This window comes from Sinomonas terrae (genome assembly GCF_022539255.1).
Lineage (GTDB): Bacteria > Actinomycetota > Actinomycetes > Actinomycetales > Micrococcaceae > Sinomonas > Sinomonas terrae.
Genome location: NZ_JAKZBV010000001.1, coordinates 1,308,007 through 1,325,795, shown reverse-complemented (window position 1 = coordinate 1,325,795; position 17,789 = coordinate 1,308,007). Strand labels below are relative to the sequence as shown.

Annotated in this window: 13 protein-coding genes and 1 pseudogene; 6 read left to right on the top strand and 8 right to left on the bottom strand. The window is 67.6% G+C overall.

What is annotated here, in order from left to right; genetic code table 11:
* The first annotated feature begins 75 nt into the window (after positions 1-75).
* Entirely contained in the window at positions 76-1,278 is a 1,203-nt protein-coding gene (locus L0M17_RS06170; protein ID WP_241052932.1) for a phosphotransferase, read from the top strand.
* On the opposite strand, the gene L0M17_RS06165 is transcribed toward L0M17_RS06170, so the two are convergent.
* The 3 genes from L0M17_RS06165 to L0M17_RS06155 are packed head-to-tail and all read right to left on the bottom strand — an operon-like array spanning position 1,256 to position 8,267.
* Positions 1,256-4,699, bottom strand: coding sequence for an ATP-dependent helicase (locus tag L0M17_RS06165; RefSeq protein ID WP_241052929.1), 3,444 nt, complete (start codon positions 4,697-4,699; stop codon positions 1,256-1,258). The two genes, L0M17_RS06170 and L0M17_RS06165, sit on opposite strands and share 23 nt — an antisense overlap.
* Positions 4,696-7,860, bottom strand: a complete 3,165-nt coding sequence (locus tag L0M17_RS06160; protein ID WP_241052927.1) for an ATP-dependent helicase — start codon at positions 7,858-7,860, stop codon at positions 4,696-4,698. Before L0M17_RS06160 ends, L0M17_RS06165 begins: the two co-directional genes overlap by 4 nt.
* The gene (locus L0M17_RS06155) at positions 7,857-8,267 is read right to left on the bottom strand and encodes an MGMT family protein (protein WP_241052925.1); all 411 of its coding nucleotides are present in this window, start codon (positions 8,265-8,267) and stop codon (positions 7,857-7,859) included. The genes L0M17_RS06160 and L0M17_RS06155 overlap by 4 nt, the downstream gene beginning before the upstream one ends.
* A gap of 68 nt (positions 8,268-8,335) precedes the next feature.
* On the opposite strand from L0M17_RS06155, the gene L0M17_RS06150 reads away from it, so the two are divergent.
* The 4 genes from L0M17_RS06150 (at position 8,336) to L0M17_RS06135 (ending at position 11,833) form a co-directional block, all read left to right on the top strand.
* Complete coding sequence (locus tag L0M17_RS06150) at positions 8,336-9,043, top strand: 3'-5' exonuclease (RefSeq protein WP_241052922.1); 708 nt, start codon at positions 8,336-8,338, stop codon at positions 9,041-9,043.
* A gap of 324 nt (positions 9,044-9,367) precedes the next feature.
* Positions 9,368-10,318, top strand: coding sequence for an ABC transporter substrate-binding protein (locus L0M17_RS06145; protein WP_241052919.1), 951 nt, complete (start codon positions 9,368-9,370; stop codon positions 10,316-10,318).
* Positions 10,319-10,332: 14 nt separating this feature from the next.
* Entirely contained in the window at positions 10,333-11,097 is a 765-nt protein-coding gene (locus L0M17_RS06140; RefSeq protein ID WP_241052918.1) for an amino acid ABC transporter permease, read from the top strand.
* Entirely contained in the window at positions 11,090-11,833 is a 744-nt protein-coding gene (locus L0M17_RS06135; RefSeq protein ID WP_241052915.1) for an amino acid ABC transporter ATP-binding protein, read from the top strand. Before L0M17_RS06140 ends, L0M17_RS06135 begins: the two co-directional genes overlap by 8 nt.
* A 129-nt stretch (positions 11,834-11,962) precedes the next feature.
* On the opposite strand, the gene L0M17_RS06130 is transcribed toward L0M17_RS06135, so the two are convergent.
* Entirely contained in the window at positions 11,963-12,418 is a 456-nt protein-coding gene (locus L0M17_RS06130) for an Lrp/AsnC family transcriptional regulator (protein ID WP_241052913.1), read from the bottom strand.
* An 81-nt stretch (positions 12,419-12,499) separates the two neighbouring features.
* Between L0M17_RS06130 and L0M17_RS06125 the strand changes: the two genes are divergently transcribed.
* The gene (locus L0M17_RS06125) at positions 12,500-13,144 is read left to right on the top strand and encodes a LysE family translocator (protein ID WP_241052911.1); all 645 of its coding nucleotides are present in this window, start codon (positions 12,500-12,502) and stop codon (positions 13,142-13,144) included.
* Between the two features lie 213 nt (positions 13,145-13,357).
* Here the strand turns inward: L0M17_RS06125 and hemL are convergent.
* The 4 genes and pseudogenes from hemL to L0M17_RS06105 all read right to left on the bottom strand — a co-directional run.
* A pseudogene (gene hemL, locus L0M17_RS06120) lies at positions 13,358-14,665 on the bottom strand (glutamate-1-semialdehyde 2,1-aminomutase); the annotation flags it as partial.
* 143 nt (positions 14,666-14,808) lie between these two features.
* Complete coding sequence (locus tag L0M17_RS06115) at positions 14,809-15,864, bottom strand: LLM class flavin-dependent oxidoreductase (protein WP_241052909.1); 1,056 nt, start codon at positions 15,862-15,864, stop codon at positions 14,809-14,811.
* Between the two features lie 34 nt (positions 15,865-15,898).
* Positions 15,899-16,879 (bottom strand): porphobilinogen synthase, encoded by a 981-nt coding sequence (gene hemB, locus L0M17_RS06110; protein WP_241052907.1) that lies wholly within the window; start codon positions 16,877-16,879, stop codon positions 15,899-15,901.
* Positions 16,876-17,787 carry a uroporphyrinogen-III synthase gene (locus tag L0M17_RS06105; protein ID WP_241052905.1) on the bottom strand — a complete coding sequence of 304 codons (912 nt, stop codon included), beginning with the start codon at positions 17,785-17,787 and terminating at the stop codon, positions 16,876-16,878. The genes hemB and L0M17_RS06105 overlap by 4 nt, the downstream gene beginning before the upstream one ends.
* Positions 17,788-17,789 lie beyond the last annotated feature (2 nt).

Here is a 17,789-nt window from a genome sequence, read left to right as displayed (position 1 = left end):
ATGTGGACGAACCCGTCGCGGGACACGCCGCAAGGGGCCGTGATCCGACCCCTTCCGCGGGCTACCGTAAACAGGGTGAGACGTACCCCCATGGAGCTGGCTGCCCTCGCGACCGCTGCTGTACCCGGCCTCGAGCCCGTGGCGGTCGGCGCGTCACCCGATGACGCAACGGACTTCGATTCGGCTCTCATCCAGGGCGCCGACCGCCGACGTTGGCGTGTCCGTTCCCCCCGGGGCACCGAAGCGAGCGCCCGCCTCGAGACCGAGATGCTCGTCCTGCGGGCCTTCGGTCCCGCCGTGCGGGCAGAACTGCCGTTCCAGATGCCAGCCGTGGCGGGAACAGTCCGGATGGGCGAACTCATGACGTGCGTCTACACCCACCTTGCGGGGACCGTACGCGAACTCGGCGAGCTGGCGGCCGGGGGCCCGCGGCTCGTGAAGGACATCGGCGCCGCACTCGCAGCTATCCACGCGCTCCCTGCAGCGCTCGTAGACCGGGCCGATCTCCCGGCCTACACGGCCAACGAGTTCCGGCAACGTCGGCTCAACGAGCTCGACCAAGCCGCCACCACAGGAAAGATCCCGCCCGTGCTCCTGAGACGCTGGGAGAACGCGCTCGAAGACGTGAGCATGTGGAGGTTCAATCCGTCGGTCGTCCACGGTGACCTCCACGAGGACAACCTCCTTGTCGACGACGGACGGGTCACAGCGGTGACGGGTTGGACCGACCTCCGCGTGGGCGATCCGGCTGACGATCTGGCTTGGCTCGTCGCCTCGAACGAGCCGGAATTCGTGGATGCGGTCGTCGGCGCCTACCACGAGGCGCGCAAGGAACCTGTAGACCCCCACCTTCTGCGCCGCGCCGCGCTCGCGGCAGAGTTTGCCCTCGCCCAGTACCTCGTGAAGGCCCTCGCGCTCCACGATGCTGTCGCCGCTGCCGACGGCGAGGACATGCTCCGACAGTTGGCGGCCGACATCGAGGAGCAGGAAGCCGAAGACCATGCGGCGTCGGAGGCCGCGGTGCCGACCGGTGCACCGAAGGCGACCTTCCCTGCAGCGGATCCCGAAGCCGTCACCTCAGCCGTACCGATCATCCAGGCCCCTTCCGACCGCCCTTCGGTCGAGCCTTCCGACCGGGAGACCGAGCCCGAGCCGCCGACCGATGCCATCCCTCTTGTGCACTCAGGGGACGACTCGGGCGACGACTCAGGCGAGCGGCCGGATGACATCGAGGCAGCCGACGCCGAGCGGGAGATCAGGTCAGAGCGGACGCGATGAGCCGCTCGAGTTCCTCCTGGCTCGCGAGCTTCTCGGGCCTCACGACCCGGCCGTCCGCGAGGTAGAAGAACGCAGCGGTGACGCGCTCGAGGGGAACGCCCTGGAGTCGGGACCAGGCGAGACGGTAGATCGCTAGCTGCACGGCGCGGGCATCGGCTTCCTTCCCGCTCGGGGCCCGGCCGGTCTTCCAGTCGACCAAATCCCAGGTGCCGTCGGCGTCACGGAAGACCGCATCGACCCGTCCGCGGACGACGACGGGCCCCACCCGCGTCTCTATGGGCACCTCGACGAACGCGGGGCTTCGATGGACCCACTCAGAGCGGCGGAAGACGTCCACGAACGACTGCAGGTCGTATGCCTCGTCGACAAACTCGTCGGCGTGGTCGAGCCCCTCCAAGTCGAGCATGGCGCTCTGCGCGAAGTACTCCTCAATCCAAGCGTGGAAGGCCGTCCCGCGGCGCGCCGCCATGCCCGGACGCCGTGGCACGGGTCGGCGAAGCTGCCGCACGACCGCATCCGGGTCTTCGCCCAGCGCCACGAGCGAGGACGCCGAAAGATGCTCCGGAAGCCGGACGCCGTCGTCGTCGACTTCCCTCTCCCTCTCGGCGAGGAGGAGGTCTGCTTCCCGGAGCCATCGGGCCACGCGCGGTGTCCGCGTAAAGGCGGCAGCACCGCCGTCGTCATCGTCAGCTTGAGGGGCGTTGTGAAGCGCGGCAAGCACGGCCGCCGCTGCCTGCTCGAGGGGTGCCCGCCGCCCAGGGGCCAGGCTGCGCCGCATCCCTGTTGCGGCGTCGAGCGGGCCTTCGAGGGGATCGTACGGCCACACCGCCACCTCGGGCTCAGCATGAAGCGGATTCTCATCGGGTAGGTCGCCGTCCTCCGCCCAGGCGAGGACGTTGAACCCATGGTCTTCGGCGGCGTCGCGCAGTTCGCTCAGGAAGACGGACGGACCAGCGGGCTTCGTCCGGCTCGCCGACCACGCCGAGCCCGTGACGACGAGAAGCTCCTTCGCGCGGGTGAAGGCGACGTACGCGAGTCTTCGCTCCTCACGCTCCGCGTGCTGGCATGCGTCCTCAGCGAACGCCTTCTCTGCGTCGAGGCAGCCTTTCAGATCCGGATGGTCTGAGTCCCATTGGGGAAGCTCGTACCGGTCACCTCGTAACGGCCAAGGGAGGGCTTCCGCGCCGCTAGTCCAGCGATCATTCCCGCCACTAGGGAAGGCACCGTGGTTGAGGCCCGCCACGACGACTGCGTCCCACTCGAGACCCTTCGACGCGTGCACGGTAAGAAGCTGGATTGCACCGGGAACGGGCTCGCTCGGGGCCATATCGAGCCCGGACTCTTCCTGTGCGGCGGCATCGAGCCATGCGAGGAAGGCGAGCAGTTCCGAGGAGGCCGACTGAGCGAGGAACGCGGCCGCGGCCTCCTGGAAGGCATCAAGATTGCGCCGCGCCTGATGGAGGGAAACTCCGGGCCGCGCAGCGAGTTCGATATCGAGCAGGAGGGACCGCTCAACCTGGGCGATCAGGGTTCCCAGATCGTCGGAGCTCAGAGTCCGAAGGGTCCCGAGTTCGTCCCGGAGACGTGCAAGGCGACCGCGTCCCACTGTGCTGAGGGAGCGACCCGCTCCCGAAACCCAGTCCTCACGGGGCAGACGATCGATGGCCTCCACGAGGCTGGCAGCATCCGCGAGGTCCCCCTCGACAAGCGCTTCCTCGACGGTGCCGGGTGCGTCGAGTTCCTCGTCTGGGACTCGTGCCGCGCGCGCACGTCGTGCAGCGAGATGCCGGGACCAGTCGGCAAGGGCCATGAGATCCGCCGGGCCGATCCTCCAGCGGGCACCGGCTAGGAGCCGCATCAGAGAGTCCGACCGGCCAGGATCGGCGATGACGCGCAGCGTGCTGACCACATCGATCACCTCCGGGGTGTCGAGCAGGCCACCCAGTCCGACCACCTCATAGGGCAGCCCCCGGCGCTCCAACTCACGCTGTATGGGGGCGAACTGCGCTCTCTTCCTGCACAGAACCGCCATCGTGGGCTGGCTCCGGCCCCTCCCAGATTGGCCATCAGCCTCGGTCGGCCGCCCGAACCTCGCAAGCTGATCGGCCACAGCTGCCGCCTCCTCGAGTTCGTCGCGGAATCGCGCTACCACGACGCGTCCCGGCGTTGCGACGGGGCTCGGGTCGAGACTGCGCACCTCAGCGCGGGCGGCCTTCGGCGCGTACGGAACGGCGCTGCGAAGTGGCTCCGCGGCGATGTTCGCCGTGGCGAGCACCGAGACGCTGTTGCGCCATGCCGTCGTCAGGTGACTGACCGCTGCTCGCTTCCGCTGCCCGTCGGGCAAGACTTCCGGGAAGGTCTCGGGAAAGGCCGAGAGCTGGCCCGCTGATGCACCACGGAATCCGTAGATCGACTGGTTCGGATCGCCGACTGCCATGACGGCGTGCCCATTGCCGAAGAGCTTGGAGAAAAGCACGGTCTGGGCGTGGGAAGTGTCTTGGAACTCGTCGAGGAGCACTGTCCGGAAACGGTCCCTCAGAAGTCCCCCGGCCTCCGGGACATCGCGCGCGATCCGTGCCGCGAGGGCCACCAGGTCGCCGTAGTCGAGCGCCCCTCGGCGTCGCTTCGCCTCGGCGAATCGTACGACGAGCTCAGCCACAGCCGCTCGTGACCGCAGAGTCGAAACCAGCTTCGCGGCCGCGGCGCCCGGCCCGCGCCCTCCTGTGGAAGCGAGCGGGAGGGCCGCAAGCCGGGAAGCTTCCTTGGCGAGCCACACCTCCACGTCCTCGGGCTCTTGGAGGTGCTCGGCGCATTCGGCCGCGAGCTTCATGACGGCCCCGACGAGAGTGCTCTTGGCGGGGAAGCCGTCCCAGATCTCGCCGTCGTATGCCTCGACGACCGCCGAGGCAAGCTGCCAGGACTGGGCAGCCCCCAGCAGGACAGCATCGCGTTCGATCCCGATCCGCAGGCCATGGTCCTGCACAACGGTGTTGGCAAACGAATGGTAGGTCGAGACAGTCGGTTCCATCGCCTCGGCCTCGAGTGCCTCGGGCGCGAGCTCGAGGCCGTGCTGACGTGCGGCGCGAGCCAGCTTGGCGAGGTGCGCGCGAACCCTCGCGGACAGTTCGCCTGCGGCCTTGCGCGTGAACGTCACGCCGAGGATCTCGTCAGGCCGGAGAAGTCCGTTGGCGACGAGCCACACGACCCGGTCCGCCATCGTCGCGGTCTTGCCGGAGCCGGCTCCAGCCACCACAAGCCGAGGGGTCAGTGGCGACGAGATGATCTGTGCCTGCTGCTCGGTCGGCCGATGCTGGCCCAGCAAGTCTGCAAGCTCTTCCGGCGAGAACCGCGGAACGGCGCTCGCTGAATCCGCGGCGGGCTCGGCGCCGTCCGCGAGGAAGTCATCGACACCGATCGTCATTCCGTCACCTGCCTTCCCCGCGAGCACAGTGGGCAGATTTCTGGGAGCCTACATCCGTGGCCCCGTCCGGCCCCTGGCTCGTGGCGTGTTTCAAACGTTGCTCCGGACATTGACTCTGCCGCCCGCTCTATCAGCTCGACGGCCCATCCCGGCTCCTCGATCGGAGGCTGCTGTTGAATCGAGACGTTCTGGGCAGTGTCTCCCAGTTGCACGAGCTCTGCCCCGCCCGTCCCGCTCTCACTCCCCTCGCTGAAGGCGCCGGCCGCGATCGCGACCTGATAGGTCGCGAGCTGGGCGTGCCGCGGAACGTCCGCCGCCCGCGGCTTGCTGCGACCTGTCTTGAGGTCGACGACGACGAGCCTGCCTTCCTCGTCCCGTTCGAGTCTGTCGACTTGGCCCCGAATCACGGTGCGCTCTGCAACAAGCGAGCTGCTGAGCCGCGCGAGCGGCGCCTCGAAGTCGGCCTCGACGTCGACGAGACCACGCTGGCTCGACCTCACGTATTGTGCGAGCTTCTTGAGCATCGCTGTCGCCCGCGAGTGTTCTCGGCGTCCTTCCCACATGTTGGGCTGGCCGAGGGTGGGCCAGCGGCGTTCAAGGTCGGCCACATAGTCCTCCGCAGTTCCGGTCGGCCGCTCTTGGGCAATCGAGTGCACGAGAGTACCCAGACTCCGCGCGAAATCGGTTGCGGCCTCCCCACCGGCGGCGGAAACGAACCAGTCGAGCGGGTTCTTCGTCGCAATCTCTACCTTGGATGGCGAGACGCGGATGGGTTGATCCTGGGGAACGACCGGCTCGCTGCTCGTGAGCGGCGCCAGCCCGTACCAATCCTCTGGGTGGGCACCTGTGACGCCCGCACGAGCGAGTCGGGCCAGGAGTTCAGCGGCTTGCCCAGCATCGCGGCTGCCGGCTTCCGCCGTCTGCCGGAGCTCGGCCACGAGCGGGCGCAGGCCGAGCGTACGGGGAACGTCAGTGTACGGCCGCAGGGAGACTCGGTCCGAAAGGGGGTCGATGAGGTCGAGAAACGGCGAGGGGATCTCGTCCTCTGACCGCACTCCGGTGCAGACGAGCCGTTCGGAGGCCCTCGAGACCGCGGCTGAGAACATCCGCAGCTCGTCGTAACGGATGTCGAGCAGGCGGGTCCTCGGAGTCACGAGCATCGCATCCAGCGGCCCGAGCTCGAGGCAATCGGTAAAGGTGGCACTTCCCAGCAGCTCCCCCCGCAGACGGTTGTTGGGCCACACACCGTCCTGCAGACCCGCGACGACTACGAAGCGCCACTCTCGACCAGCAGCACTCGCCGGGGTGAGGACCTCGACGGCGTCATCCGCCTGCGCTCTCGGCGCAAGAGTGTCCATGGGGATCTCCTGCTCGACGAGATAGTCGAGGAACTGTGCCGGCGAAGCGCCGGGAAGGCGGTCGACGTACCGCTCTGCCGTGTGGAAGAGCGCCATGAGGGCGTCCAGATCCCGATCTGCTCGGAGACCGACGGGGCCACCCCCGAGGGCAACGGTGTACCAGCGCTGCGAGAGCCCTGCCGCGTCCCACAATGCCCAGAGCACCGTCTCGGCTGTCGCGCCTGCCTCAGACGCTGCCGCTCGTCCCCGCTCGAGCATCCGGGCGATGCGCCGCGCGGCCTGCCCCTCTACTCCGAGCTCGGCAAGGGATCCCGGCGCCTCGAGCGCCTCGACCAGGAGCGCGTCGCTCGCGCGACCGCCGCCGGACGAAAGCTCAAGCTGGCGCAACGATTGGCGCAGGCGGCGCAGCTCGAGGGCCGACGCCCCGCCGATCCGGGATCCGAGGAGCTCGACGGCTGTTTCGGCCGTGAGCTCGGTCGGATCGAGGATTACGCGGTAGGCGGTCAGCAGCGGGCGGACTGCCGCTTCGTCCCGCACCGCCGTTTCGGCCACAGGCACCTTCACCGGAATGCCCTGCGTGGCCAGGAAGCGCTGGACTTGAGCCAGCTTTACGCCGGAGCGCACCATGACCGCCATCTCCCCATAGCCCACACCGCCGAGCAGCCGGGCTTCCTGAATCCTGTGGGCGAGGTAGCGAAGCTCGTGGAGCGCTGAGGGCATGACGTGCGCCTCGACCCCGCTGGCTGGTTCGATGAGTGCTGCATGGTCGAGGCGACGCGCTGCTTGTCCTCCAGGAACCGCGGAGATTCGGCCTGCAACGTTCTGCCATGCCGCTGCGACGGTGGGAGTGAGCCGATGCGAGGTACTGAGAGCTACCTCCACGACGCTGCCCAGGAGGTCGCGCAGCTTCGGTACGAGGTCGGGTCGGGCTCCGCGAAAACCTTGGACGACGACGTCGGGGGCGGCCGCCGCGATGACGTCACGCCCACTGCCGAGCACCGCAAGGAGCTCGAGCACCGCGGGATTCGACTCTTGGACATCATCGACGACGAGCAGGGAAAGCCGTTTGCGCTCGGCGTCGAGCAGATCCGGGTCATCAAGCAGGATCTGCCGCGCCGATGTGATGATGCCCGCGGGATCGAAGGCCTCCGGCATACGGAGTTCCAGTACATCCCGGTACTCGCGGTAGAGCTCCGCTGCAGCCTCCCACTCGGGACGCTCGACGCGACGCCCGAGTTCGGCGAGCTCGCGCGCCGTCGTACCGTACTCGGTGACCCTGTCGAACAGCTCGCGGACCTCGTGCCGAAAGCCCCGAGTGGCAAGTGCGCCCTGCACCGACCTCGGCCACCGGGGTCCGCTGCCCATGGACCTGTGGCCTTCGAGCAGCTCCTTGACGATCAGGTCCTGCTCGGCGCCGGATAGCAGCCTGGGCGTCCTGGGCAGCCAGTCGAGACGACCCTCAGCACGGGCCCGCCGAATGAGGTCGAAGGCGTAGGACTGCCAGGTGCGGGCAGGGGGCGAACTGAGGCTTCGGTTGAGTCGAGCCGTAAAGCTGTCACGCAAACGGGCGGAGGCAGCACGCGACGGCGCGAGAAGCAGAACCTGACCGGGATCGACCCCGTCCCTCTCGACCCGCAGGGCGGCTGCCTCGACGAGGACCCGGCTCTTCCCGGTCCCCGGAGCTCCCCAGACGAGCAAAGGCCCCGACCCCTGGCGCACGTCCAGTACAGCCTGCTGATCGTGCGAAGGCGACCACGCGCGAGACTCGGCCGGGCTCAGAGGCGGGAGAAGTCGCAACGTCATGGAAGGAGTCCATCATCCGGGTCCGACATTCCTGGCGCTTTCCCGTGGACACGCTCCCACAGCACTTCGGCGACTGAATCCACCAAGTCAAGCTCGCCGTCGTCCGGCGCCCACCGCGCCTGCTGCATATCGACGCGCCAGCTCCCGCGCCCTGACGTGCCTCGAAGCGGTGTGGACTCCTCGATGTAATGGGCGAGCGCTTCGACCTCGTGGCCTTCTGGCGGCCCTCCGTTTGCCTTGATGACACGCCACCACGCGACCTGAGCGCCGAAGTGGGACAGGACGCTCCCCACTTGGCGCGGACCACCCGCGCCCAAGAGCTCCGCAACGTCGCCATAGGCGAGCACGGCGCCCGGTGGAACGAGTTCGACGACGGCAAGCACCGCCTCCACAAACTCGTCCCGCATACTCCCCAGCCTAGGTGCTCGGCGTGCCTCAACCGGGAATGTCGGGCCCTCCCGTTACCGTGTGGGGCATGACCTGGAAGAGCAGATCACGTGCCGCTTTCGACCTCGAGACAACGGGGCGCAACGCCCGCGCGGCGCGCATCGTCACGGCCAGCATCGTCGTGCTCCGACCGGATGGGGCCGTCGAGTCGGCGCACGAGTGGCTCGCCGACCCGGGCGTCGAGATCCCGGCCGAGGCTGCCCAGGTGCACGGTGTGACGACTGAACGAGCTCGAGCTGAAGGCCGCCCGGCGGCCGAGGTCGTGCCGGAGATCTCCGGGGTGCTCCAGAAGCTGTTCGACGACGAGGTGCCCGTCGTCGCATTCAACGCGGTCTACGACTTCACAGTCATGGCCGCCGAGTGCGCACGCCACGGCTTGCCGCAGCTCACGCGCTTTCCTGTCCTCGATCCGTACGTCATCAACAAGCAGGTCGAACGTTATCGGAAGGGCAAGCGTACGCTCGGAGCGCTCTGCGAACAGTACGGAGTCGTGCTCGATGACGCCCACACCTCGGCCGCAGACGCCCTCGCCGCAGTCCAACTGCTGGACGCGATGGCCCTCAGGTTTCCCGAACTCGACAAGCCGGCAGCCGCTCTGCACCTCAGCCAAGTGGACTGGTCCCTCGCCCAAGCAGCAGATTTCCAGGCCTACCTTCGGCGGACCAAGCCCGCCGCCGTCGTCGAAGGCGACTGGCCCGTCCTAGCCCCGATAGATGCAACGCGAGGCGGCTTCTAGCCTCCGGTCGCGCCCGAGGAACTGACAGACGGAACGGGCTTTGTCCGGCATCTGAGACAGATCTCACAAGCCTATTTCAGGCCCATACGGAGCAACGCAGCCTGCATCTGTTCAGGAGGTGGGGGAAAGCCCCGGACCAGTCAATCCTCCTCATCGGGATTTTTCGAAGATCCTTCGCTCAAAGTGCGAATGTTGCGGAACAAGTTCCGAAAAAGAATGTTTCACAGCCTCTGCACATAATGGTATGCAGCTCTGACACGCCCGTGACCCTGCTATAGACGGCGTCCCGCGCGTCCTGCATTCCCCCAACGAAAGCGAAGGCCCATGAAGTTCAAGGCCCCCAAGTGGCTCGCGGCCGCCCCGATGGCGGCAGTTCTCGCCCTGACGCTCGCCGCGTGCGGCGGCGGGACGAGCGCGTCCAGCTCACCCACCGATGCCCTCAAGGGTTCGGACCAGCAGTCCACCGACAAGTACACCACTGCCTCGGTGACGCCGCTCGACAAGATCGACACGTCGAAGCTCGGCCTCATCACCCCCGGCGTGATCAAGGTCGGCACCCTCTCGGACGCGCCGCCGAACATCTTCATCGACAACAAGGGCAACTTCACGGGCTACGACAACGAGCTCCTCAAGGCCATGGCCGCAAAGCTCGGGCTCAAGGTCGAATTCGCCTCGACGAAGTTCCAGAGCCTGCTCGCCCAGGTCGCGAACAAGCAGTTCGACATGGGCTCGTCCTCGATCTCCACCACGGACGCCCGCCGCCAGACCGTCGGCTTCACGAATGGCTATGACTTCGGGTACATGGCGATCGTCACCAAGCAGGGCGCTTCGGTGAAGTCCTTCGACGACCTCAAGCAGGGCGTGCGCATCGGCGTGGTCCAGGGGACGGTCCAGGACGACTTCGTGACCAACACCCTCAAGCTCGACCCGGTCCGCTTCCCGGACTACAACACGGTCTACGCCAACGTGAAGAGCGGCCAGATCGATGCCTGGGTGGCTCCGTCCCAGCAGGCTGAGGGTGCGGTCAAGCCAGGTGACGGCACGACTATCGCCCAGAAGAAGGTCAACACCCAGAACTTCACGGCCTACGCGGTCGCGAAGGACAACACGGCCCTCACGAATGCGCTGAACTCCGCGCTCGACGCCGTGATCGCCGACGGCACCTGGTCCAAGCTCACGGCCCAGTGGTACCCGGACCGCCCGACCATCAAGGAGCAGACTCCTGACGGCTGGAAGCCGGGCAGCAAGGCCGTCCAGGTTCCGGCAACCAAGTAGAGGACGGGCGCCATATGGATCTGAGCAAGCTCGGCGAGACCTTCTTCGACTGGAAGGTCATCGGTGATGTCCTCCCGACGATGTTCACAGTCGGCCTCCTGAACACGCTCGTGCTCGCGGTCGTATCCGCGGTCATCGGCTGCTTCATCGGCATGGTGCTCGCGCTCATGGGCATCTCGCGCAATCCTGCGGCGCGGTGGGCCGCCCGGGTGTACACGGACGTGTTCCGTGGACTCCCGGCGGTCCTCACCATCCTCGCGATCGGACTGGGCTTCGGCCCGATCTTCCGGCAGCTCACGGGGATCACGAGTCCCTACCCCATGGGCATCGCCGCGTTGTCCCTGATGTCCTCCGCCTACATTGGGGAGATTTTCCGTTCGGGCATCCAGAGTGTCGACAAGGGACAGCTCGAGGCCTCGCGGGCCCTCGGGTTCGGCTATGGCCCTTCCATGCGCATGATCGTCGTTCCGCAGGGCGTCCGCCGCGTGCTTCCCGCCCTCGTGAACCAGCTCATCGCGCTCATCAAGGACTCGTCGCTCGTCTTCACCCTCGGGCTGACATCCGGCGAACGCGAGCTCTTCCAGATCGGCCAGGACACGGCCGCCAACACGGGCAACCTGTCCCCGTACGTGGCCGCTGCGCTCTTCTATCTCGCGATGACCATCCCATTGACGCACTTCGTGAACTGGTTCGATCGCCGGCTTCGGACGGGAAAGCCCCAGAAGGCTGAGCCCGACGAGCTTGCGGCGCCGATAGGCAAGGGGGCAGCACATGTCTGAGTCGCATTTCGCATCCGGCTCCCTCGAGGCGAAGGGAATCCACCTCTCGTTCGGGTCGAACCACGTCCTGCGAGGCATCGATCTGCGGGTCGAGAAGGGCCGTACCGCCTCGGTGATCGGTCCGTCCGGCTCGGGGAAGTCAACGCTCCTCCGCGTCATGAACCGGCTCATCGAGCCGGACGAAGGGGACATCCTCCTCGACGGCAATTCTGTGCTCAAGGACAACCCGGACCAGCTGCGCCGGCGGATCGGAATGGTCTTCCAGCAGTTCAACCTGTTCCCGCACAAGACGGTGGCTGAGAACGTCTCGTTCGCACTTCGGAAGCTGCGCAAGCTGCCGAAGGACCAGGCGAGGGCCGAGGCTCTCGCGCAGCTCGACCTCGTGGGCCTCAAGCACAAGGCCGACGCGCGCCCAGGCAACCTTTCAGGTGGCCAGCAGCAGCGTGTGGCGATTGCGCGCGCGCTCGCCATGAAGCCCGAGGTCATGTTCTTCGACGAGGCCACCTCCGCGCTCGACCCGGAGCTCGTGAAGGGTGTCCTCGCGCTCATGGCCGATCTCGCAAAGGGCGGCATGACCATGGTGGTCGTGACCCACGAGATGGGCTTCTCCCGGAACGTCTCCGACACTGTCACCTTCATGGACGGCGGCGTCGTCGTCGAGACGGGCGCGCCGGAACAGATCTTCGGCTCGCCCCGCACGGAGAGGCTCCAGCGCTTCCTGAGCGACGTTCTCTGACCTCATGGCAACGCCTGTTGGGGCGGCGACGGGTCAGCGCGCCCCTTGGCGGCTTCCTCTCAAAGGACGACGGCGGCACTCACCACTAGTGTCGCCGTCGTGTGCCTTCAGGACGTCGCCTCGGGCGGCCTAAAGCGGAAGTCCCCCTGCGCCCTTCAGGTCTCGCATGACGATGGTGGACGTGAGCTTTGCAAGGCCCGGGAGGGCCGCGAGCCGCTCGTCATAGAGCCTCTGGTACCCGGGCAGGTCCTCGGCAACGCACTTGAGGAGGTAGTCGGGGTCGCCGAACAGCCGGTATGCCTCGACCACCTGCGGCTCTGAGACGACAGCCTCCTCAAACGCCTGGATGGCCTCGCGGGAGGTCTCTCGAAGCGTCGCGAACACCATGGTGCCGAAGCCGAGGCCCACTTTCGCAGGGTCGACCTCGGCGTGGTATCCACGGATGACGCCGCTCGACTCAAGGTCCTTGAGCCGCCGGTGGCACGGCGCCAGTGTCAACCCGACTTCGGAAGCAAGGGCAGTAGCGGTCATCCGTCCGTCATCCTGAAGCACGCGCAAGATATTTCGATCAATCCGGTCAATCATGAGAAGAATCTACCTCTTGGCTCGTCGAGTCCAGCGAGAAGAGGTGAGCACCTCTCAACCCAAAGTCCCTAGTCTTGCGATATGAATTTCGCCCCGTTCCTCGGCTTCGCCGCAGTGTCCCTCACGCTTGCGCTCACGCCTGGCGCGGACTGGGCTTACACCATCGCGGCGGGGATCCGCGGAGGGTCACCTGCCCCCTCCGTGGCAGGCCTGTGCACTGGGTATCTGGGCCTCACGGCGATCGTCGCGACAGGTCTCGGGGTACTGCTCGCGGCCCGGCCCTCGCTCGTCGCGTGGCTCTCGATTGCCGGCGCGCTGTACCTCCTGTGGCTCGGGATGACGACGGCGCGCGGCTGGCGAGGGGCCGGCTACCACGCCGACGGCGCAGCCCTGCCGGGGCGGAGCGGGGCTTTTGGCGACTTCCTCCGGGGCGCAGGCACAAGCGGGATCAATCCCAAGGCCCTTCTGCTCTACATGGCGGTCATGCCGCAGTTCGTCCAGACAGGTTCCCCCCTGCCGGTGCCGGTCCAGACCGCCATGCTCGGGCTCATCCACGTGGTGATCACCGTCGTCGTCTATGCGCTGGTGGCCGTTGCCGCGCGACGACTGCTCCGCGCCGCACCTCGCCGCGCCCAACTCGTGACGCTGGCGAGCGGGGTCATCATGCTCGGAATCGGCATTGCGCTGCTTGTCGAACAGGTGCCCGTTCTCACACGAGGGGTGTGACAGCGGGCCACTCGTCGAGCGAGATCTGGCCACTCGTCGAGCGAGATCTGGCCACTCGTCGAGCGAGCTCTGGCCACTCGTCGGAGGGCGACGAGTGGGCAGATCTTCTTCAGGGAGTGGTCAGTTGGCCGTGAGCGAGGGGTCCGACTGCGCCGGTGATTCGCCGCCACCGGCGGCGCTCCCTGAGGCGCTCCCTGACTCCGTAACCGGGGTCGCGGCCGCAGCTGCCTTCGCGGCTGCCGGAAGAGCGTCGAAGATCCGCTGCATTGCGGCGTCGTCGTGCGCAGCGGAAAGGAACCACGCTTCGAAGACGCTCGGCGGCAGGTACACACCGGACTCGAGCATCGAGTGGAAGAACGGCCCGTAGCGGAACACCTCCTGGGCTTGGGCGTCTGCGTAGTTGTGGACGCCTCGTTCCGAGGTCCCGAACGCGACCGAGAACAGGTTCCCCGCGCGCTGGATGGAATGGTCCACGCCCTCGGCGAAGAGTGCGTCCGAGAGGGCCGAGGAGAGTTCGGCCGAGCGGGCGTCGATGTGCGCGTAGACATCGTCGGTCGCGAGGGAGAGCGTCGCGACACCAGCGGCCATGGCCACAGGGTTACCAGAGAGCGTACCGGCCTGGTACACCGGGCCGAGGGGCGCGAGGTAGTCCATCACCTCCGCGCGTCCGCCAAGTGCAGCAACCGGCATGCCGCCGCCGATCACCTTGCCGAAAGTGAACAGATCCGGCGCCCAGCCCTCCGCCTGCCCGGTGATTCCCCAGTAGCCGGCCGGGCCGACGCGGAAGCCCGTGAGCACCTCGTCCACGATGAACAAAGCGCCGTGCTCTTGGGTGATCCGGCGAAGCCCGGCGTTGAAGCCCTCCCCCGGTGCCACCACGCCCATGTTCGCGGGGGCGGACTCGGTGATGACGGCGGCGATCCGCGGACCGTGCTCGGCGAAGGCGGCCTCGACGGCGGCGAGGTCGTTGTACGGGAGCACGAGGGTCTCCGCAGCGGTCGCGGCCGTGACCCCAGCCGAGCCCGGAAGGGCTAGCGTGGCGACGCCGGAGCCCGCCGAGGCGAGGAGGCCGTCGACGTGTCCGTGATAGCAGCCAGCGAACTTCACGACGAGGTCCCGACCCGTGAAGCCTCTCGAGAGCCGGATTGCCGTCATCGTCGCCTCGGTGCCGGTCGAGACCATGCGAAGCCTCTCGACCGCGGGCACTCGGCCGATGACGAGTTCGGCTAGCGCAGCCTCGTCCGGCGTCGACGCACCGAAGGAAAGACCGCGATCGACGGCGGCATGCACCGCAGCGAGAACCTCCGGCACCGCGTGGCCCAGCAGCGCGGGCCCCCACGAGCATACGAGGTCCGCGTACTCCCGCCCGTCGGCGTCGGTCACGTAGGCGCCCTTGGCGGACACGATGAAGCGCGGTGTTCCGCCCACGGAACCGAAGGCGCGGACAGGCGAGTTCACCCCTCCGGGCATGAGCGAGCGGGCGCGGCTGTAAAGGTCCTCGGAGGTGGTCATGGGCTCCATTCTTCCATCCGACCCGTCAGGCTGCCGCGCCCCGCCCTTCTCGCCCGGTTGTGATTTCCCAATCGGTCCGAAACCGCGCGCGGCGGCGACGACACGGCCCAGACTTGCGAAGAAAGGGGCTGGAGCGCGAACTGGGACGAGCCCTACGCGAGCATGTCGGCAACGAGCGGCGCGACCTTCGTTCCGAGGAGCTCGATGCTCTTCATCATCGCGCCGTGGGGCAGGGTTCCGTTCGAGTACTTCAGGTCGAAGCGCTCGGTCCCCAGAACACGGTGCGTCTCGGCGATCTTCCGTGCGACCGTCTCCGGCGAACCCACGTAGAGCGCGCCCGACCGCGACGCCTGAGCGTTGAATTCAGTGCGGCTACCCGGGCCCCAGCCACGTTCCACACCGAGCTGGTTGCGCATCGCGAGCCAGTGCGGGAACAGCTCCTCTCGGGCCTGTTCATCCGTGTCCGCGACGTGCCCAGGCGAATGGGTCGCGAGCTGAGTGTACGGCTTGCCGAACTTCTCGAGGGAGCGCTTGTAGAGGTCGACGAAAGGGGCGAATCGCGCGGGCTCGCCGCCGATGATCGCGAAACTCACGGGGTAGCCGTAGTGCGCCGCCCGCACGACCGACTGGGGAGTTCCCCCGACGCCGATCCACGTGTCGAGGAGTCCGTCCTCGAGGTGAGGATAGGCGGTGAGCCCGCGGATGGGTCGGCGCGTGCGGCCCTCCCAGTTGATGGGCTTCTGTGACCGCACACGGTCGAAGAGTTCGAGCTTCTCCTCGAAGAGCACCTCGTAGTCCTCGAGGTCGAACCCGAAGAGCGGGAAGGACTCGATGAACGAGCCGCGTCCAAGGATGACTTCGGCGCGGCCGCGGGAGATCGCGTCGAGCGTCGAGAAGCGTTGGAACACCCGCACCGGGTCGTCGGAGGAGAGCACCGTGACGGCCGAGGCGAGCCGGATGTTCTGCGTCTGGGCTGCGACCGCGGCCAAGAGGACCTCGGGCGCCGCGACGGCGAAGTCCTTTCGGTGGTGCTCACCGACGCCGAAGGCGTGGAGCCCGACTTGGTCGGCGAGCTTCCCCTCCTCGACGACGTCGCGGATCACCTGGGCGTGCGGCTTGGGCTCACCGTCCGGGCCGAGCCCTACGTCACCGAAGGTGTTGACGCCGAGAAGGACGGGGACCTCTTCGCTTGCTCCATGCATACGCATTGAAACCGCCTCCCCGCCTCCGGCATTCCCGAAGCTAGCCCTCGCGAAGCCACCGGGCGATCTCGGGGGCCCAATACGTGAGCACCATGTTGGCCCCCGCGCGGCGGATCCCCAGCACCGACTCGAGGATCGCGGCCTTCCGGTCGATCCACCCGTTCGCGGCAGCCGCCTCGATCATCGCGTACTCGCCCGAAATCTGGTATGCCGCCACGGGGACCGGGCTCATGTCCGCGACGTCCCGAAGGATGTCGAGGTAGCTCATGGCCGGCTTGACCATGATCATGTCCGCGCCCTCCTCGAGATCCAGTTCCACCTCGAGGATCGCCTCGCGGCGATTCGCTGAGTCCATCTGGTACGTGCGGCGATCGCCCTTCAGCTGAGAGTCGACAGCCTCGCGGAAGGGTCCGTAGAAAGCCGAGGCGTACTTCGCCGCGTAGGCGACGATCGAGACGTCCTGATGCCCCGCGGCGTCGAGCGCCTGGCGGATGACGGCGACCTGCCCATCCATCATGCCGCTCGGCCCGAGCACGTGAGCACCGGCTTCGGCTTGGGCCACGGCCATCTGGGCGTAGATCTCGAGGGTCGCGTCGTTGTCGACACGTCCCTGGTCGTCGAGCACTCCGCAGTGCCCGTGATCGGTGAACTCGTCGAGGCACACGTCGCTCATGACCACAAGATCGTCGCCGACCTCCGCACGCACGCTGCGGATGGCGGCGTTCAGCACTCCCTCCGGATCGAGGGACGCCGAGCCAGAGGGATCCCGGACTTCGGGCACACCGAACAGCATGATGCCACCCAGGCCGAGTTCGGCGGCCTCGACGGCAGCGCGCTTGAGCGTATCGGTCGAGTGCTGGACGACGCCGGGCATGGACTGCAGCGGTGCCGGTTCGGTGATCCCCTCGCGGATGAACGCGGGAAGGATGAGCTCAGCAGGGTGGACCCGGGTTTCGGCGACAAGCCGGCGCAGTGCGGGGGTCTGGCGCAGTCGGCGGGGGCGGTGATGGGGGAAACTCATGAATTGTCCTTCCGGGGCTGCTGGGAGAGTGCGTGGATGATCGCGTCCACGATCCCTGCGGGGGTGGGCTTCGGGGCGGTGGCGGCGACCACGAGGCCAAGCGAGCGCAGCTCCTCTGCCGTCGGCTGCCCGATGGCGATGAGACGCGTTTCCTCGAGGGGTCGCAGCACCTCTTCGATGCGCCGCGCGGCACTGGGCGACGCGGCCACAACGGCGTCGATGGTGCCCTCAGCGAGCTGGGCGCACGCTTCGGCGGGCGTGAGGACGACGGCGTTGGCCGGCTCGGTGCCCACGGCGAGCTCGGCGGTGAGGCGGCGCTGCGGGTCTGCGGGATAGTCGACGGTGCAGTAGGCCGTCACGGTGTCGACGGCCCAGCCTCGCGCCGCGAGGCCATCCGCCAGCGTGGAGGCGGCGAGGTCGCTCTGCGGGAGCAGCACCCGGACCGCGCTTACGCCATCTGATCCGGCCGCGCCGCCATCGTCGGCATAGGCCCATTCCTCGAGGAGTCCTTCGGCGGACTGCCTGCCTTCGGGCGCGAGGTCGACCCCCAGCCCCTCTGCTTCGAGAACCCGACGTGAAGAGGGTCCGATCGTCGCGACGCGGACGCCCTCCGGCACGAGGTCTGCCAGGCTGAAGCCCCCTTGCGCAGAGTAGTCCTTGAGGGCCCGCACGGTCGTGATGCTGCTGACGATGAGCCACGCATACTCCCCCGCCCTAAGCCGCCCCAACGCCTCGGCGAGCGCGTCGCCGTCGGAAGTGCGCTCAAAGTCGATGAGCGGCAGCAGCAGCGGTTCCGCACCGGCCTCGGCCAGAGCCGACTCCATGGCGCCCGCGCGATCGGGGCTGCGGGTCAGGAGGACACGCCTTCCCCAGAGCTCGCCCGCACCCCGCGATGAATCGTGAGCCATGC

Excerpts from the sequence above, each read along its gene's own strand:
- L0M17_RS06165 (WP_241052929.1), bottom strand. The coding sequence starts at position 4,699 with ATGACGATCGGTGTCGATGACTTCCTCGCGGACGGCGCCGAGCCCGCC.
- L0M17_RS06160 (WP_241052927.1), bottom strand. The coding sequence starts at position 7,860 with ATGACGTTGCGACTTCTCCCGCCTCTGAGCCCGGCCGAGTCTCGCGCG.
- L0M17_RS06155 (WP_241052925.1), bottom strand. The coding sequence starts at position 8,267 with ATGCGGGACGAGTTTGTGGAGGCGGTGCTTGCCGTCGTCGAACTCGTT.
- L0M17_RS06150 (WP_241052922.1), top strand. The coding sequence starts at position 8,336 with ATGACCTGGAAGAGCAGATCACGTGCCGCTTTCGACCTCGAGACAACG.
- L0M17_RS06145 (WP_241052919.1), top strand. The coding sequence starts at position 9,368 with ATGAAGTTCAAGGCCCCCAAGTGGCTCGCGGCCGCCCCGATGGCGGCA.
- L0M17_RS06140 (WP_241052918.1), top strand. The coding sequence starts at position 10,333 with ATGGATCTGAGCAAGCTCGGCGAGACCTTCTTCGACTGGAAGGTCATC.
- L0M17_RS06135 (WP_241052915.1), top strand. The coding sequence starts at position 11,090 with ATGTCTGAGTCGCATTTCGCATCCGGCTCCCTCGAGGCGAAGGGAATC.
- L0M17_RS06130 (WP_241052913.1), bottom strand. The coding sequence starts at position 12,418 with ATGATTGACCGGATTGATCGAAATATCTTGCGCGTGCTTCAGGATGAC.
- L0M17_RS06125 (WP_241052911.1), top strand. The coding sequence starts at position 12,500 with ATGAATTTCGCCCCGTTCCTCGGCTTCGCCGCAGTGTCCCTCACGCTT.
- L0M17_RS06115 (WP_241052909.1), bottom strand. The coding sequence starts at position 15,864 with ATGCGTATGCATGGAGCAAGCGAAGAGGTCCCCGTCCTTCTCGGCGTC.
- hemB (WP_241052907.1), bottom strand. The coding sequence starts at position 16,879 with ATGAGTTTCCCCCATCACCGCCCCCGCCGACTGCGCCAGACCCCCGCA.
- L0M17_RS06105 (WP_241052905.1), bottom strand. The coding sequence starts at position 17,787 with ATGGCTCACGATTCATCGCGGGGTGCGGGCGAGCTCTGGGGAAGGCGT.